The organism is uncultured Clostridium sp., from assembly GCF_947072515.1.
In the GTDB taxonomy this organism is placed as follows: Bacteria; Bacillota; Clostridia; order Clostridiales; family Clostridiaceae; genus Clostridium.
This window is the reverse complement of sequence record NZ_CAMTIG010000016.1, coordinates 38,575-54,854: the sequence shown is the minus strand read 5'-3', so window position 1 is coordinate 54,854 and position 16,280 is coordinate 38,575. Positions and strand designations below refer to the sequence as shown.

Below are 16,280 nucleotides of genomic sequence, written 5' to 3'. Positions count from 1 at the left end.
AATGTATTTAAATATTATTATTTATTTTTACTAATATTTTAGTGAGAGTAGAAAGCTCTTCATCAGTAAGAATATCATAAAAGTCAGTTTCAAGATTTTGAAGTATTTCTTTTGCTTCAAAGATTACTTGTTCCCCCTGTGGAGTAAGATAAATATTCTTTTGTCTTTCATTATCTTTAGGAATAAAACGTTCTATATAACCTTTTTTTTCTAAGCCCTGAAGCATACTAGTTATAGTAGCACTTTTTTTATTAAAAGCTTCAGCTATATCTCTTTGGATTAATCCTTCATGTTGATGAGTAGAAATATAATCTAAAGTACTCCCTTGAATGGAATTTAAACCAAGTTTTTTTATATCTTGATCAGCTTTTAATTTTAACTTAAGACCAATAATACGAATTAATCTTAAAGACTCTGCATTTTGAAAATCAGTTTTTCTATCCATGAATAATCACATCCTTGAGTATAAGAATAGCACTAGAAAAAAATAAAGTCAATAGTCTAACAGTTAGAAATCTAACTGTTTTTAAATAAAAGGTTAACTACTAAGAATAGGGTAATTAAACATAAAAAAATAAGAGATTGAAATCAATCTCTTAGTGAAAGTTAAAATATATTACTTTATAGATGCTAAAATTCCGATATATATAGCAATTACAAAAGTAACTAAATAAATAATCCAAAGAATTATATTAAAAACCTTAGCTTTACTAGCAAGTTTTATCTTTTTTCTTTTTAAAATTGGTGTGAAAATCGAATGAATAATTAAAACTATAAGGGATATAAATCCAACACCTTGGTGTACATCCATCATAGCATAGCTAACATTATTGTAAGGGAGATTATGAGAAACCCCGCTCATGTAAAAAAGACCTATGATAAATAATACAAGTGAAAGATGTACAAGACCAACGTTCATTCTACTTGCTAAAGATTTGCTTTGCATATTAAAAACTGAAATAGTATATAAAACAAGAGATACAAGCATTATTATAATTAATGGTATTACAATAGTTTCCATTTAAAATTCCTCCTTAGTTAATAATAATTATTTGTTAATATAAAATATTTTAACATAAGGAGAGTGGAAAAAGAATAAATATTACATGAGTTCACAAAAAATTATTAAAATAGTTCAAGATAAAGTATAATAAGATTAAGGTAGCTAAAAGCATCCTTAGTTTTATTTTATTAAAAATGGAATGTAAAGGGGAAGAGAATGAGGAGAAGAAAAATATTAGGAATAATAATATGTGGAGCATTTTTATTTGTAAGTTGTGGAAATAAAAATATAGAAGAACAGATAAAAGAGATAGAGACCACTACTATAGAAAAAAGAATGCAAAAAACAAATGGGTTTGAAAGTAAAGAATTCAATTTAGGGAAAGAAGTATATAAATCAAAGGGAAATAAGGAAATGCCTTATGAGATTAGAGGAACAATCTCTATGCCAAAGATAGAAGGTAAATCGCCTTTAGTATTTATGATTCATGGTTCACATGATAATGAAAATACAGGAGTAAGGTTTGATACAGGGTTTAAATATATAGCAGATTATTTAGCGGAAAATGGATATATTGCAATTACTTTAGATGTCCAAAATGCATATGTTTGGAAGTATGGAGATAATGATGATAATGAAAAAGTAACCGCAATAGTAGACATGCATTTGAAGAAATTAAAGGAAGCTAATGATGGTAAAAATAATAAATATGAAATAGATTTAAAAGACAAAATAGATTTTGAAAATATAGGATTAATAGGACATTCTAGAGGTGGGGAAACTATCTTTAATATAGCAGATAATTTTAAAAAAGAAGGACAAGAAATAAAATCATTAATAGCAGTAGCACCAACAGCAATAGTTTTAGATAAATCTTATTTAAATACTGATGTGAATACAGGGATAGTTGTACCAGAATATGATGGAGATGTTATAGATTTATCTGGAATTGAAATTTTTGATATATTAACTAGTAAGGAAAGAAAAAATTTAGTTCAGCTTACTTATTTAGAAAAGGCAAATCATAATTATTTTAATAGTAAATTAACGAGAAATGATGCAGAACTATTAGGAGAAATATCTAAAAATCAATTATCAAAAGAAACACAACAAAACTTTTTAAAAAGTTATATTGTAGATTTTTTAGATGCAACAATTAGAGAAGTAAAAGAAAATACAATTTATGATACTGAAAAAGTATCAGTAACAAAAATGTATGGATGTGATGTTAAAACTTTATATACTGATGAAAGAACAGAAGAACTTTTGAATATAAAAGATTTAGATAAAATAAAGGGAGAGAAAGTAGAAGTATTAAATACACAAGATGCAATATTTTTTAAAGATGATAAGAGTAGATTAAATAGCGTAGTAGGAGGAACTAAAGGAGTAGAAATACGAGAGTTACTAACTATAAAATGGGAAGAATTAAATGGAAAAGTATCTTTTACGCCTAATATAGAAAATTTTAAGGAATATAAAAGTATTTCATTTAATATAGTTCAAGATCCATCAGATGAATTAAATAAGAAAAAAGAGAATAAAATATTTAAAGTTCAAATTAAGGATAAAGCAGGAAGAAAAGCTAGTGTAGAATTAAATAATGAAGTTTCAGCTTTAAAATATATAGATGGAAAACTAGAAGATTTAACATTAGAGGGATATGGAGAGTATAAAAATTGGAGTAAAATAACTCCAATAACTGAATTGAGAATTCCTTTAAAAGATTTTGATGGAATAAATTTAGAGAAGATTGAGGAAATTTCATTAATTTTTGATAGAGAAGAACAAGGTTCCATTGATATAAGTAAAATACAATTGAAATAAAATAAATTTAATATACCATTTTCATTTGAAAGTGGTATATTTAAAAAAAATATAGTGGAAAAATAAAAGTAGTATAAAATTTATTGTTTGAAAAGATGTGTAAGTTAACAAAAAAATATAAAAATAATGATATACTAAAATATATAATTAACATATGAAGAAGGAGTGGTAGAATGAAAACTAATTATCATACTCATAATTTTAGATGCAAACATGCTAGTGGAAATGCAGAAGATTATGTTAAAAAGGCAATAGAAGAAGGTTATGATGAAATAGGGTTGTCAGATCATATGTGTCATCCAGGAATGGATTTAGACAATAAATCTAGAATGTATTATGAAGAACTTCCAGGATATTTTAGAGAAGTAAATGAAGCTATTGAGAAGTATGGAGATAAAATATCTATAAAAAGAGGACTTGAATGCGAGTATTTTCCAGGGATAGAATGGCTTTATGAAGAATTAGAGAAAGAGTATAGAGTAGATTATTTAATTTTAGGTGCTCATTTCTTTAAACATAATGAAGAGTGGCTATATGTTGGTTGGGGATTAGATGAAAAAATGTTAGAAGAATATTCAGATTTTGTAGTCCAATCAATGGAAACAGGATACTTTACATATTTAGCTCATCCAGATCTTTTCTTTATAATTTATAAAGAATGGAATGAGTATTCTATAAAAGCTTCAAGAAAGATTTTAGAAGCAGCAGAAAAAATGAACATGCCATTAGAAATAAATATAAATGGCTATAAAAAATCTAAAATAAAAACAAAAAATGGAGATAGATATCCATATCCAGTTAAAGAGTTTTGGGAGTTATCAAAAGAGTATAATGTAAAAAGAATTATTGGTGTAGATGCCCATAATCCTAAAGATTTAGAAGATTTTAATAAAGGATTAGAATTTGCTAAATCTCTAGACTTAGAGGTTATAGAAAAATTAGATTTCTAAAAAAATGTCCATACTTTTCATCGTATGGACATTTTTTTAAAATAACACTTGAAAATGATTATCATTAGCATTATAATAACCGTAAAAGAAAATTTAATAATATCAAGGGGGATTTTATGATGATAAATAAAAGATTATTAGATTTATGTAGTGAATCTAATAAATTTATCTGTCTAACTGTTTTTGCAAATTGGATTTCTGCAATTTGTAATATATTTATAGTCATTTTAATAGGGGGAGTAGTAAATAGCTTAGTAACAATATCAGGTAGTGAAAATATTTTGAAGGAAATAAGGGTGTTTAATAGTTTTACATTACTTCAATGCACTTTGATAATAGGTGCTTTATTAACTTTAAAATATTTATCAAATATTTTGTGTTTAAAATTTTCAAATATTGCATCTTCTAAAGCAAGAGTAAAGCTTAGAGATGCAATCTATAAAAAACTTCTTAAATTAGGTAATAGGTATAGTTCTGTTGAAAGTACTTCTGCAATAGTTCAAGTTTCTGTAGAAGGAGTAGAACAATTAGAGATTTACTTTGGTAAATATGTACCGCAATTAATATATTCTTTATTAGTTCCAATAACATTATTTATTTTTATGAGCTTTATTTCTTTAAAAGCGGCAGTGGTATTTATATTATCAGTACCATTAATTCCAATTTCAATTATTGCAATAATGAAGATTGCAAAAAGGATTTTAAAAGATTATTGGAAATCTTATTCAGACTTAGGAGGAACCTTTTTAGAAAATCTTCAAGGATTAACAACTTTAAAAGTTTTTAATATAGATAAATATAGACATGAAAAAATGAATAAGGAAGCAGAAAATTTTAGAAAAATAACAATGAAAGTTTTAAGTATGCAGTTGAATTCAATAACTATTATGGATTTAGTTGCATTTGGAGGTGCTGCAATAGGTGTAGTTGTAGCTTTATTTGGATTTAAAAATGGAGAAATCCAAATTGGAAGTTTTTTAATAATACTTCTTTTATCATCAGAGTTTTTTATTCCATTAAGACTTCTAGGATCATATTTTCATATTGCAATGAATGGAATGGCAGCAAGTGATAGAATATTTAAAATATTAGATGCAGAAGAAGAAAGTGAATTATTAAAAGAGGATATGGAAGCAGAAGAAATTCTAGTGAAATTAAAAGATGTAAGCTTTAGCTATGATGGTGAAAGAACAGTATTAAAAAATATAGATTTATCCATTGCTAATAGAGGAATAACTGCAATTGTTGGAGAAAGTGGTTCAGGAAAAAGTACAATTGCTTCTCTTATTTTAAATAAGTATAAGGCAACAACAGGAGAAGTTCTAATAAATAATAAAAATATAAATTGGATTAATAGAGAAAGTTTATATAGAAATTTATCAGTAGTGCGCACAAATAGTTATATCTTTAATGGAACAATATTAGATAACTTGAAAATAGGAAAAGAAGATGCAAGTGAAGCTGAAATTATGGAAGCATTAAGAAAAGCAAAATTAGATGAGTTTGTTAATAGTTTAAAAGATGGTCTTTTAACTGATGTAGGACAAGCAGGAAGTTCACTATCAGGAGGACAGAAACAAAGATTGGCTCTTGCAAGAGCTATTTTAGCAGATAGAAAAATGATAATATTTGATGAAGCAACTTCAAATATAGATATAGAGAGTGAAGAGAAAATATGGGAAGCAATCTATGAGCTTGCAGAAGAGAAAAGTGTTCTTGTAATTTCACATAGACTGGCAAATATAAAAAATGCAAAAGAAATTTATGTTTTAAATAAAGGGGAAGTTGAAGAAAAGGGAACACATTTAAGTTTGATGAATAAAGAAAATCTTTACTTCAAGATGGTTAATGTACAAGAGAATTTAGAAGAGATAAGGGCGGTGTGCTAAAAATGGAGAGACAATCAGGTTTTAAAATAATGAAGCGACTGATAGTTGAACTAAAACCATTGGCACCTATAATGGGGATAACTGTATCTTTAGGTGTAATAGGATTTTTAGCAGCTATAGGGATATCAGTATTTGCAGGAGTAGGACTTGGAATATTATTAGGAGAAATAAGTGGAATAGGATTTAAAACAGTAATTATTTTAATGATTATATGTGCTATATTAAGAGGACTTCTTCGATATGGAGAGCAATTATCAGGACATTATATAGCATTTAAAATTTTATATGTAATGAGAGATAAAGTATTTAAAAAGCTTAGAGAATTAGCACCAGCTAAACTTGAGGGAGCAGAAAAAGGAAACTTAATATCTTTAATAACATCAGATATAGAACTTTTAGAAGTATTTTATGCACATACTATAGCACCAATTTTTATAGCATTAATAACAAATTCAATAGTGACAGTAATACTTTATAAAATAAATCCATGGTTTGGCCTAGTAGGATTAATCTTCTTTTTAATTATAGGAGTTGTAATACCATATTTTTCATCAGCACTAGGAGAGAAATCAGGAGTAGAGTATCGAGAAATGTTTTCAGAATGCAATAATTATATATTAGACTCTTTGAGAGGATTAAATGAGATAGTTCTATTTGAAAATGGTAAAAAAAGATTAGATGAGATAAATAATAAGTCAAATAAAATAAATGAAAGTCTAGATGGAATAAAGAAGCATGAGGGAATAATAAGAGCTACAACTGATTTAACTATTATGGTAGGGATATTATCGTTACTAGGAGTAGGAATATATGAGTATAACCTAGGACATATTAATATTATTTCAGTAGTGCTAGGTGTAATTATTATAGCATCTTCCTTTGGACCGGTAGTAGCATTAAGCAATTTATCAAATACATTGCTTCAAACATTTGCCTGTGCACAAAGATTATTTACAGTATTAGATGAAACACCAAAAGTAGTTGAAAATATGGATGGGGATAATGTAAAGGAAAGTTCTATAGAATATGAAAAAGTTTCTTTTAAATATGAGAAAAGAAAAGAAAGCATATTAGAGAATGCTGGAATAAAAATTAGAAAAGGTGAAAAGGTAGCATTAATAGGTGAAAGTGGAATAGGGAAGAGTACATTTGCTAAATTAATAATGAGATTTTGGGATGTAGATTCAGGAGAAATAAGATTAGGAAAAGAAGATATAAAAAGGATAAAAACAGAGAATCTTAGGAATACCCAGACTTTAGTTAGTCAGGAAACATATTTATTTAATGAATCAATACTAGATAATATACGAATTGGGAAATTAAATGCAGCTAAAGAAGAAGTTATAAGTGCAGCTAAGAAGGCATCAATACATCATTTTATTATGAAATTACCAAAGGGATATGACACGAAGGTTGGAGAACTTGGAGGAAATATATCTTCAGGTGAAAAGCAGAGGATTGGGCTTGCTAGAGCATTTTTAAATAATGGAGATATATTAATTTTAGATGAGCCTACTAGTAATTTAGATACATTAAATGAAAGTTTAATATTAAAATCTATAAAAGAAAATAGTGATGATAAAACAATAATTCTTATATCACATAGAAAATCTACAACAGCAATATGCGAAAAAGAAATAAGATTAAAAAACAAGAGAATAGTGTAGAAAAATATGAAGTTTTAAATAAGAAAATTAGGAGGATTTTATGAAACAAATAAAAAAATATATTTATGTTGGAATAGGTTTACTTTCATTTATAGTAGGAGCTATAGGTGTAATATTACCTGTTTTACCAACAACTCCATTTCTTTTATTATCAGGATATTGTTTTGCTAGAGGATCAGAACGATTTAACACATGGTTTTTAAATACAAAAATTTATAAGAAGCATTTAGAAAGTTTTGTAAAAGAGAAGGCTATGACTTTAAAGCAAAAAGTAGTTATACTAGGTATTGCAGATACTATGATTATGATTCCAATAATTTTAATAAATAGTATGCATTTAAGGTTGTTTTTAATAGGGGTAATTATATTTAAGTTTTATTATTTTATATTTAGAATAAAGACTATAAAAATAGATAAGAGAGTAGAATATACAAATATAGAATAATTATAGAAATTAAAAAAGTGCTATCATAATTTTTGTGATAGCACTTTTTTAGTGTGAATTAAATAAAATTGAGCAATTATCTATTATCTATTTTTTCAGGATAAAGATCATGATTAACTAATCTATCAAAAGCAACCTTTTCCCACATAGTTTCTTTCTTTCCGTAATTACAGTAAGGATCTATAGAAATTCCACCTCTTGGTGTAAATTTACCCCATACTTCAATATATTTAGGGTCCATAAGTTTAATTAAGTCTTTCATTATAATATTCATACAGTCTTCATGGAAATCTCCATGATTTCTGAAGCTAAAAAGATATAATTTTAATGATTTACTTTCAACCATTTTTATGCTTGGAACATATGAAATATAAATAGTTGCAAAATCAGGTTGCCCAGTTATAGGACAAAGACTTGTAAATTCAGGGAAGTTGAATTTAACAAAGTAATCATTATCTGGATGTTTATTATCAAAAGATTCTAAAACATCAGGGTCATATGAATATTTATATTTAGTTCCTTGATTTCCAAGTAATGTGATATCTTGTAGTTCCTCTTTATTTCTTCCAGTTGACATTTCTATACCTTCTTTCAAATAATTATTTTTTATATCTATTTAAGAATTCTTTAAATCCATCATTTCTTAATTTGCAAGATGGACATTCACCACATCCATCACCAATAATACCGTTATAGCAAGTTAAAGTTTCATTTTTAACTAAATCTAAAACGCCTAAATCATCAGCAAGTTTCCATGTGTCTGCCTTATCTATCCACATTAGTGGAGTCATGATGTCAAACTCATAATCCATAGAAAGATTTAAAGTTACATTTAATGATTTTATAAATACATCTCTACAATCAGGATAACCACTAAAATCACTTTGAGATACTCCAGTTATAATGTTTCCGGTTCCTCTTTGCTTTGCAAAAACAGCAACAAAGCTTAAGAATAAAAGATTTCTTCCATCAACAAAACTGTTAGGAAGGCTATCATCAGGCTTTTCTTTATCAACAGCTATATCAACTCTAGTAAGAGAGTTTGGAGCCAATTGATTTAAAAGTGTCAAATCTAAAATATGATGTTCAACACCATGAGCTTTACAAATTTCTTTTGCACATTCTAATTCTTTTTTATGTTTTTGTCCGTAGTCAAAAGAAACTGCAATAACTTCTTTAAATCTTTCTTTTGCCCAGAAAAGACAAGTTGTACTATCTTGCCCACCGCTAAAAACAACTACTGCTTTATCATTTTTCATAAATAAGTCTCCTTTATATATAGGATAGAATTATAACTATATTAATTATAAAATTTATCCAAAGTTTTATTAAGTTCTAAATTATAAGCTAAGTAATAACTCTTGTCTTAGATTAAAATCTTCTTTAAATTTACCAGTGAAATAATTTGTTTTTGTAAAGGTACCAGGTTTTTTTATTCCACGAGTTGTCATGCAAGCGTGCTCACCTTTAATAATAACCGCGACATCTGAACTATCAGTAGCAAGTCTTATAACGTCAGAAATATCTTTAGAGATTCTTTCTTGAAGTTGAAGTCTCTTAGAAACAGTTTCAGCTATTCTTGCAATTTTACTAAGACCTATAACTTTTCCATTAGGGATATAGGCAACAGTAACAGTCATATTATACATAAGAGCTAAATGATGTTCACAAAAACTAAAGATTGGAATATCACTTACGATAACCATTTCGTTACTATCTCTTTGAACATAATCTTCCTCAAAACATTTTCCGTGAAGTTTTGCAATTTCTTCATTAGATAGAGTAGTTCCTTCTAGAACTTCCTTTATCATTTTAACAGCTCTCTTAGGAGTCTCTTTAAGGCCTTCACGATTAGGATCTTCTCCTATAAGCTCTAAGAGTTCATATATAAGCTCTTCAGCTCGTTCTTCTTTTTCTTTAGAATTCCAAATATTCATAAGATTATACTCCTTTCATCATTGGATCCCAAATTACTTTATGAATTTGAATTTGAAGTCTAATGTTTTGTAATTTATTTTTAAGTAAAAATTCTACAATTTCCTTTGGATCTATTTTACCAAAAATAGGACTAACAAAAATTTCAGTAGTATTATTTTTTAAGTTAGTACTATTATAGAGTTGGACCATTTTTTCTAAATCAGAAATACTACCAACTACAAATTTGACACAATCAATATCTCTTAAAATATTAAAGTTGTTTATATTCATAAAGCTTTCCATATTACTTGAAGGTGATTTATAATCCACAACAAATGAAACAGAAGGAAAAAGCTCTATATATTTTGTTAAATCTATAGCTCCATTAGTTTCAATACTTATATTAAAACCTTCTTTTAATAATGTATTTAAAAGAAGAGAAGCATTTTCAAAGTTCCAAAGAGGTTCTCCACCAGTTAATGTTACATTTTTAATATCTTTATCTAATTTATTTATGATTTCTTCAATAGACATATCTATGCCATCAGTTTTATTTAAAGCATATTCAGTATCGCAGTAAGAACATCTTAAATTGCAACCTGCAAGGCGAATAAAGTTAGTTAAGTAACCACAACGATTAGCCTCACCATCTATACTTTGAAAAATTTCCACTACCTTCATTATATATGTCCTCCAAAAGTTGCAGAATTATTTGGTGTTTCAAATACTGTTACATAGTGAACAGTAAAATTCTTATCTTTTACTTTGGCAGCTAAAAGATTTTCTATTTCTTCAAAAAAGTATTTAGACATATTTTCAGCAGTACTTCTAAAAGGTACTCTGATAATTTTAAAATTCATGTCTTCACATGCTCTTATAAAATTTTTTTCTTTTTCGTCAGTAGCTTCATTTATATTAGTTAAAATTAAAGCATGATCAAAAGTATTGAAATAATCTTTAATGATAGACTTTATATCAGAAAAATCTATTATCATACCTTCAGAACTACCTTCTTTAATTAAATCTTGGGCTTTAAGTCCATATTTTATTCTCCATCTGTGACCATGAAGATTTCTACACTTACCATTGTGTCCTTTTAAAAAATGGCTTGAATCAAAGCTTTCCTCACATTCTAATAAATAACTCATATTACTATCTCCTTAGTTTTGATTAAATTAAACCAAATATAAGACTAGTTAAAAAGTTATGAATATAAAAAAAGGTAGCATAAATACCACCTTAAATAAAATCATAACAAAATAAAGATATATAGATATATCTAAATTAAATCCTAGTTTTATTTATAGACAGGATGGTTACGAACTGTCTGTTAAGTTATAGAATAATTATATAGCTTAAAATTTTTAAATTCAAGAATAAAATTATTAACATGAGTTAAGAAAAAAGTGCAATTATTCAAGATAATAAAATTTTTGAAAAGGAAAAAATAAAAAAAGCAATAAAGTACTAGAAAAAATAGAAGAATAAAACAAAAAACTGAAAAAATTTCACTATTTAGAAGTCTAATTAATAAATGACTAATAGAATGGTTAAAAAAAACACAAAAAAATAGGAAAATGTTACTAAAAAATAGTTAAGACTAAAATAATCAAAAAAATGTGCAATACTGCAAAATATTTGCTTTTAAGCGAGTAAAATCAATGTATAGAGTAAAGTTCTCTTATTAGCAAGAATAGGAGTAAAAGTTTTTAAATTCCAAAATTATGATATAATCTTAACGAAATTATAAAATGAAGAAAAAGGATGGTGTCCAATGGAAGAAAATATAAATATTTTGGATATTGCAGAAATAATTAAGAAGAGATATAAAATCATAGCAATAACAACTGTTATAGGCTTAATTATTTCTTTAATAATAAGTTTCTTTATAATAACGCCAAAGTATGAAACAAGTGTAAAACTATTTATAGGAAAATCAGAAACAAAAATAAATAGTGGTTATGATAATAATGAAGTCCAAATGTATCAAAATCTATTAAGTACCTATTCAGATGTAATTACAACTAATGATTTAGTTCAACAAGCCTTAAATCAAGGAGGAATTGATTTAACTCCTCAAAAAGTTTTGAAAAATTTACAAGTTACACCAAAAGCAAATACTCAAATCATGGAAATTGATTATAGAGATACAAATCCAGGGAGAGCAGTAAGCGTAATAAATAATATTACAAATTCATTTATTCAAAGATCAAAAATTCTTATACCAAATTCAAATGTTCAAATATTAGAAAAAGCATCATATCCTCAAAAAGCAGTAAGTCCAAATAAAACATTATATGTATTATTAGGAATAATATTGGGAATATTAGTTGGATTAGCTATTATATTTGTTCAAGAAGCTTTAGATAACACATATAGAAGTAAAGAAAATTTAGAAAAAGATTTAGATATCCCTGTAATTGGAATGATTATTGATTATAGTGAAGGTGATCAAAAGGAAAAGCATTCTAGTAGAGCGATTACTAGAGGAAGGAGAAAAAAATAATGTTAATAGTAGAAAAAGATCCCAAATCAGTAGCTGCAGAAAGTTATAGAATGTTAAGAACTAATATAAAATATTCTTCCTTTGATAAAGAGGTAAAAAAAGTACTTTTTACAAGCTCTATTCCAGGAGAAGGAAAAAGTACAACAGCAAGCAATGTTGCATTAGCCTTTGCACAAGAAGAAAAAAAGGTAATCCTTATAGATTGTGATTTAAGAAAATCTAATGTACACAAGGTTTTTAATATTTCAAATAGGAAAGGCTTAACAGATGCTTTATTAAGCAAGGGGCATAATGAAATGTTTATTGTTAAACATAATGAATATTTAGATATACTTCCAGCAGGAGTAGTGCCTCCAAATCCTTCAGAAATGTTAAGTTCAAAAGCTATGGAAAATCTGTTAATAGAATTAGAAGGAAAATATGATGTGATAATTATAGATAGTCCACCAGTAAAGGCAGTTACAGATGCTCAAATCCTTTCAAGATTAGTAGATGGTGTAGTTTTAGTAGTAAGAACAGGATTTGCTAAAAAGGAAAGTGTTAAGGAAACCAAGAAAGAACTTGAGAAAGTTGGAGGAAAGATTATAGGGATTGCATTAAATAGAGTCCAAGATGCTAAAGGAAAATATTATTACTATTATGGATAAAGAGGTGTTTTTTATGTTAGATTTACATTCACATATATTGCCTGGAATCGATGATGGAGCAAAAACATTGGATGAATCTATTAAAATGATAGAAATGGCAGAGAAGGATGGCACAAAAGCAATTGTGGCAACACCTCACTACTGTAGAGGCTATGGCGAAGAAAAGTATGAAAGTGTCAAAAAGAGAGTAGAAGCATTAAGAGAAGAAATTAAAAAGAGAAATTTAAATATAAAAATCCACTATGGACAAGAAGTATATTACTCAGAAAATCTTTTAGATGATTTTGAAAATGGTGCAATAGGAACAATAAATGATAGTAATTACTTATTATTAGAACTTAATATGAAAGAAAGTCAAGAAAGTGTTTTAGATGATATATATGAACTAAAATTACAAGGAATCACTACAATAATTGCCCATCCAGAAAGATACTCCTACTTTCAAAATCATTTAAGAATGGTAAATCGATTTATAGATGAAGGGTGTCTTTTCCAACTTAATATAGGAAGTATTCTAGGGAAGCATGGAGAAAAAGCAAAGATAGCAGCGGAAGAATTATTGAAAAATAATGTTTATAGCTTTATAGGCTCAGATGCTCATAATATGGAGAAGAGAACTACTAAAATTAAGGATGGAATAGAGAAAATAAAAAAAATAAATAATATTTTTATAGAAAATGTAAGTGAAAATTCAAAAAAACTTTTAAAAAATGAAAAAATAGAATTTTTAGGTGAAAGATTTCAACAAAAGAAAAAGAAAAGATTTATTATCTTTTAAATAAAAGGGGGAGAGATAAATGGAAAATAGCAAATATTATGTAGAAGCAAATAAACATATAAGTCTATTATATTTAGCTATAAAAAGAACATTTGATATTATCTCATCTCTAATAGCAATAATTATATTTAGTCCAATATTTATAGTATTAGTGGTATTAGTAAAAAGAGATGGAGGAAATGCTTTTTTCAAACATAATAGAATTGAAAAAAACGGAAAAACAATAGGTATCTATAAATTTAGAAGTATGGTAGTTAACTCTGAGGAGGTTTTTAACAACTTTACAGAAGAACAAAAGAAAGAATATTATACGAATTTTAAACTTGATAATGATCCTAGAATAACAAAAGTAGGAGATTTTTTAAGAAGAACAAGTTTAGATGAGTTACCACAACTTTTTAATATATTAAAAGGGGATATGTCGGTAATTGGTCCAAGACCAATAGTAAAAAAAGAAGTAGAGAAGTATGGAAAATATGCTAAAAAATTATTTAGTGTAACACCAGGCTTAACTGGGTATTGGCAAGCAAATGGAAGAAGTCATACAAGTTATGATGAAAGAATAGAAATGGATATGTATTATATAGATCACGCATCTATTATATTAGATGTTAAAATTTTATTTAAAACAATAATTTCAGTAATAAAAAAAGAGGGAGCTATATAAAAAGAATTTAAGGATTAATAAAGGAGTTAGGGCAATGTCAAATCAAAAAATAGAAATACTAATAGCAGCTCATAAGAAGGCAATTATGCCTAATAATGATATATATTTACCGATACATGTTGGAAGATATGGTAAGGCTGATATAGGTTATTTAGGAGATCATACAGGAAATCATATATCAGATAAAAATGACAATTATTGTGAACTAACAGGTTTATATTGGTATTTGAAAAATAGAAATGACAATGTTGATTTTATAGGATTAAATCATTATAGAAGATATTTTTTACCAGATATAGCTGAGTTTAAAAACTCAGCTATAGTTCGAATGAATATAGAAAAGTTTATGGAAATAGATAAAAAATCAGAAGAATATTTTTTAGATATACTAAAGAAGTATGATGTGATTTTACCTAGAAAAAGAGTATATCCTATAAGTATAAAAGCGCAATATGCGACTATGCATATTAAGGAGCATTTAGTAGATACTTTTGAAATAATATCACGAAAGTATCCAGAATATAGTGAGATAGCAAAGAAATATTTAAATCAAAATAAGAGTTGGTTGTATAATATGTTTATTTTAAATAAAGAACAATATATTAAAATGATGAATTTTATATTTAATGTATTATTTGAACTAGAGAATAGAATAAAAATACCGGATGATAAGCAACAAGCTAGAGTATTTGGCTTTTTATCAGAAAGATTAATAAATATATATATATTGAAAAATAATTTGAAAGTTAAAGAATTACCAGTTGCTTTTATAGGAGATGGGCCGACAGAAATAGAACAATATGAAAAAAAGAGTGTGAAATCAGATAAAATTTTTAAATATGGAAACAGGATGTGGAATTACATATTTTTTGAAAAAAATTTCAAGGTGAAAAAAAGTAAAAGTAAAAAGTAAAGATGTGGAGTGAAATTGATGAAAGAAATATGTTTTATTATTGATAGTATTAAAGGAAGTGGGGGAAGAGAGAGAGTTATTTCATTATTAGCAAATGAATTTGTTCAAGAAAATAGAGTTGAAATTTTAATTTTAGATAATTGTGAAGAGTCATTTTATGAACTTGATAAGAGAATAAAAAAAATTCCATTGAGAAGTAATGGAAAAATAGACATGTTGAAAAAGTTACATAGAATTTTAAAAGTAAATGAAGAAAAAATTTACATTACATTATCAATGAGGTTATTAAATTTATTTGTTGGTATTGCTAGTATTAATACAAAAAGTAAAATAATAGCAACAGAACATTGTGACTATTTTACAACACCTAAATTACTTAGAGGAATGAAAAGAATTTTTTATAAAAACTTTGAATGTGTAGTGACATTAACAATAAAGGATAGAGATATAATTAAACCATGGGTAAAGAACTGTATTCAGATTAATAATCCGTGTAGCTTTAAGAGTGATATAGAAAGTAGTCATGAAAATAATATTATATTAAATATTGGACGGTTAACTGAACAGAAGGGTCAAGATATGCTGATTGATGCATGGAAACTAATTGATAGGAAAAATTGGAAACTGAAAATAGTTGGTGAAGGTGAATTAAAAGGAAGCTTTAACAAGAAAATATCTGAATTAAGTTTGGACAATTCGATTGAGATTATACCACCTACAAAAACTATCGATAAAATATATAAATCAGCAGATTTTTTTGTGCTTAGTTCTAGGTGGGAAGGATTACCGATGGTATTGATAGAAGCTATGGAATTTGGATTACCTTGTGTAAGTTTTGATTGCGAGACAGGACCACGTCAGTTAATTATAGATGGAAAAAATGGCTTTTTAGTTGAGGCAAACAATGTAGAAAAATTAGCAGAAAAAATTAATTGTCTAATAGAAGATAAAGAAAAAATAAAAAAAATGGCTATAGAAGCTAAGTTAAAAGCAAATGAATTTAAAATTGAAAATATTATGCCAAAATGGAATGAGCTGATAGAAAAAATAAAAGAAGGAAAAAAATAGGAG

At 26.7% G+C, this 16,280-nt stretch carries 18 protein-coding genes; 11 read left to right on the top strand and 7 right to left on the bottom strand.

All coding sequences use genetic code 11. The features are described 5' to 3' along the window. Positions 1-7: 7 nt before the first annotated feature. Both Q0W06_RS08075 and Q0W06_RS08070 read right to left on the bottom strand, forming a co-directional pair. Positions 8-445, bottom strand: coding sequence for a MarR family transcriptional regulator (locus tag Q0W06_RS08075; RefSeq protein WP_297633653.1), 438 nt, complete (start codon positions 443-445; stop codon positions 8-10). Between the two features lie 171 nt (positions 446-616). Then, on the bottom strand, positions 617-1,021 hold the full coding sequence (locus Q0W06_RS08070) for a hypothetical protein (protein ID WP_297633651.1): 405 nt from the start codon (positions 1,019-1,021) through the stop codon (positions 617-619). 198 nt (positions 1,022-1,219) lie between these two features. Here Q0W06_RS08070 and Q0W06_RS08065 point away from each other — a divergent pair, with 198 nt between their 5' ends. From Q0W06_RS08065 to Q0W06_RS08045, 5 genes are all read left to right on the top strand, one after another. Then, on the top strand, positions 1,220-2,830 hold the full coding sequence (locus Q0W06_RS08065; protein WP_297633649.1) for an alpha/beta hydrolase: 1,611 nt from the start codon (positions 1,220-1,222) through the stop codon (positions 2,828-2,830). A 173-nt stretch (positions 2,831-3,003) separates the two neighbouring features. Then, positions 3,004-3,780 (top strand): histidinol-phosphatase, encoded by a 777-nt coding sequence (locus Q0W06_RS08060; RefSeq protein WP_297633647.1) that lies wholly within the window; start codon positions 3,004-3,006, stop codon positions 3,778-3,780. A gap of 116 nt (positions 3,781-3,896) precedes the next feature. After that, positions 3,897-5,669 carry an ABC transporter ATP-binding protein/permease gene (locus Q0W06_RS08055; protein ID WP_297633645.1) on the top strand — a complete coding sequence of 591 codons (1,773 nt, stop codon included), beginning with the start codon at positions 3,897-3,899 and terminating at the stop codon, positions 5,667-5,669. Positions 5,670-5,671: 2 nt separating this feature from the next. Further along, positions 5,672-7,336, top strand: a complete 1,665-nt coding sequence (locus tag Q0W06_RS08050; protein WP_297633643.1) for an ABC transporter ATP-binding protein — start codon at positions 5,672-5,674, stop codon at positions 7,334-7,336. A gap of 40 nt (positions 7,337-7,376) precedes the next feature. Continuing rightward, on the top strand, positions 7,377-7,781 hold the full coding sequence (locus tag Q0W06_RS08045) for a YbaN family protein (protein WP_297633641.1): 405 nt from the start codon (positions 7,377-7,379) through the stop codon (positions 7,779-7,781). A 76-nt stretch (positions 7,782-7,857) separates the two neighbouring features. On the opposite strand, the gene queF is transcribed toward Q0W06_RS08045, so the two are convergent. From queF to Q0W06_RS08020, 5 genes are all read right to left on the bottom strand, one after another. Further along, a complete protein-coding gene (gene queF / locus Q0W06_RS08040) occupies positions 7,858-8,358 on the bottom strand; it encodes a preQ(1) synthase (protein ID WP_297633639.1) in 501 nt (166 codons plus the stop codon). Between the two features lie 22 nt (positions 8,359-8,380). Continuing rightward, the gene (gene queC / locus Q0W06_RS08035) at positions 8,381-9,040 is read right to left on the bottom strand and encodes a 7-cyano-7-deazaguanine synthase QueC (protein WP_297633638.1); all 660 of its coding nucleotides are present in this window, start codon (positions 9,038-9,040) and stop codon (positions 8,381-8,383) included. An 81-nt stretch (positions 9,041-9,121) separates the two neighbouring features. Beyond that, entirely contained in the window at positions 9,122-9,718 is a 597-nt protein-coding gene (gene folE / locus Q0W06_RS08030) for a GTP cyclohydrolase I FolE (protein WP_297633636.1), read from the bottom strand. Between the two features lie 4 nt (positions 9,719-9,722). Next, a complete protein-coding gene (queE, locus tag Q0W06_RS08025; protein ID WP_297633634.1) occupies positions 9,723-10,379 on the bottom strand; it encodes a putative 7-carboxy-7-deazaguanine synthase QueE in 657 nt (218 codons plus the stop codon). Then, on the bottom strand, positions 10,379-10,846 hold the full coding sequence (locus Q0W06_RS08020) for a 6-carboxytetrahydropterin synthase (protein WP_297633632.1): 468 nt from the start codon (positions 10,844-10,846) through the stop codon (positions 10,379-10,381). The genes queE and Q0W06_RS08020 overlap by 1 nt, the downstream gene beginning before the upstream one ends. A 626-nt stretch (positions 10,847-11,472) precedes the next feature. Between Q0W06_RS08020 and Q0W06_RS08015 the strand changes: the two genes are divergently transcribed. The 6 genes from Q0W06_RS08015 to Q0W06_RS07990 are packed head-to-tail and all read left to right on the top strand — an operon-like array spanning position 11,473 to position 16,277. Further along, on the top strand, positions 11,473-12,204 hold the full coding sequence (locus Q0W06_RS08015; RefSeq protein WP_297633630.1) for a Wzz/FepE/Etk N-terminal domain-containing protein: 732 nt from the start codon (positions 11,473-11,475) through the stop codon (positions 12,202-12,204). Then, a complete protein-coding gene (locus tag Q0W06_RS08010) occupies positions 12,204-12,851 on the top strand; it encodes a CpsD/CapB family tyrosine-protein kinase (protein WP_297633629.1) in 648 nt (215 codons plus the stop codon). The genes Q0W06_RS08015 and Q0W06_RS08010 overlap by 1 nt, the downstream gene beginning before the upstream one ends. Before the next feature lie 13 nt (positions 12,852-12,864). Next, positions 12,865-13,629, top strand: a complete 765-nt coding sequence (locus tag Q0W06_RS08005) for a CpsB/CapC family capsule biosynthesis tyrosine phosphatase (RefSeq protein ID WP_297633627.1) — start codon at positions 12,865-12,867, stop codon at positions 13,627-13,629. Positions 13,630-13,648: 19 nt separating this feature from the next. Continuing rightward, on the top strand, positions 13,649-14,296 hold the full coding sequence (locus tag Q0W06_RS08000) for a sugar transferase (protein WP_297633625.1): 648 nt from the start codon (positions 13,649-13,651) through the stop codon (positions 14,294-14,296). A gap of 34 nt (positions 14,297-14,330) precedes the next feature. Continuing rightward, positions 14,331-15,209 (top strand): DUF4422 domain-containing protein, encoded by an 879-nt coding sequence (locus Q0W06_RS07995; RefSeq protein ID WP_297633623.1) that lies wholly within the window; start codon positions 14,331-14,333, stop codon positions 15,207-15,209. Positions 15,210-15,227: 18 nt separating this feature from the next. Further along, on the top strand, positions 15,228-16,277 hold the full coding sequence (locus tag Q0W06_RS07990; RefSeq protein ID WP_297633621.1) for a glycosyltransferase family 4 protein: 1,050 nt from the start codon (positions 15,228-15,230) through the stop codon (positions 16,275-16,277). Positions 16,278-16,280: the final 3 nt, after the last annotated feature.

Coding starts and splice junctions, on each gene's coding strand:
- Q0W06_RS08075 (WP_297633653.1), bottom strand. CDS start 445: ATGGATAGAAAAACTGATTTTCAAAATGCAGAGTCTTTAAGATTAATT.
- Q0W06_RS08070 (WP_297633651.1), bottom strand. CDS start 1,021: ATGGAAACTATTGTAATACCATTAATTATAATAATGCTTGTATCTCTT.
- Q0W06_RS08065 (WP_297633649.1), top strand. CDS start 1,220: ATGAGGAGAAGAAAAATATTAGGAATAATAATATGTGGAGCATTTTTA.
- Q0W06_RS08060 (WP_297633647.1), top strand. CDS start 3,004: ATGAAAACTAATTATCATACTCATAATTTTAGATGCAAACATGCTAGT.
- Q0W06_RS08055 (WP_297633645.1), top strand. CDS start 3,897: ATGATGATAAATAAAAGATTATTAGATTTATGTAGTGAATCTAATAAA.
- Q0W06_RS08050 (WP_297633643.1), top strand. CDS start 5,672: ATGGAGAGACAATCAGGTTTTAAAATAATGAAGCGACTGATAGTTGAA.
- Q0W06_RS08045 (WP_297633641.1), top strand. CDS start 7,377: ATGAAACAAATAAAAAAATATATTTATGTTGGAATAGGTTTACTTTCA.
- queF (WP_297633639.1), bottom strand. CDS start 8,358: ATGTCAACTGGAAGAAATAAAGAGGAACTACAAGATATCACATTACTT.
- queC (WP_297633638.1), bottom strand. CDS start 9,040: ATGAAAAATGATAAAGCAGTAGTTGTTTTTAGCGGTGGGCAAGATAGT.
- folE (WP_297633636.1), bottom strand. CDS start 9,718: ATGAATATTTGGAATTCTAAAGAAAAAGAAGAACGAGCTGAAGAGCTT.
- queE (WP_297633634.1), bottom strand. CDS start 10,379: ATGAAGGTAGTGGAAATTTTTCAAAGTATAGATGGTGAGGCTAATCGT.
- Q0W06_RS08020 (WP_297633632.1), bottom strand. CDS start 10,846: ATGAGTTATTTATTAGAATGTGAGGAAAGCTTTGATTCAAGCCATTTT.
- Q0W06_RS08015 (WP_297633630.1), top strand. CDS start 11,473: ATGGAAGAAAATATAAATATTTTGGATATTGCAGAAATAATTAAGAAG.
- Q0W06_RS08010 (WP_297633629.1), top strand. CDS start 12,204: ATGTTAATAGTAGAAAAAGATCCCAAATCAGTAGCTGCAGAAAGTTAT.
- Q0W06_RS08005 (WP_297633627.1), top strand. CDS start 12,865: ATGTTAGATTTACATTCACATATATTGCCTGGAATCGATGATGGAGCA.
- Q0W06_RS08000 (WP_297633625.1), top strand. CDS start 13,649: ATGGAAAATAGCAAATATTATGTAGAAGCAAATAAACATATAAGTCTA.
- Q0W06_RS07995 (WP_297633623.1), top strand. CDS start 14,331: ATGTCAAATCAAAAAATAGAAATACTAATAGCAGCTCATAAGAAGGCA.
- Q0W06_RS07990 (WP_297633621.1), top strand. CDS start 15,228: ATGAAAGAAATATGTTTTATTATTGATAGTATTAAAGGAAGTGGGGGA.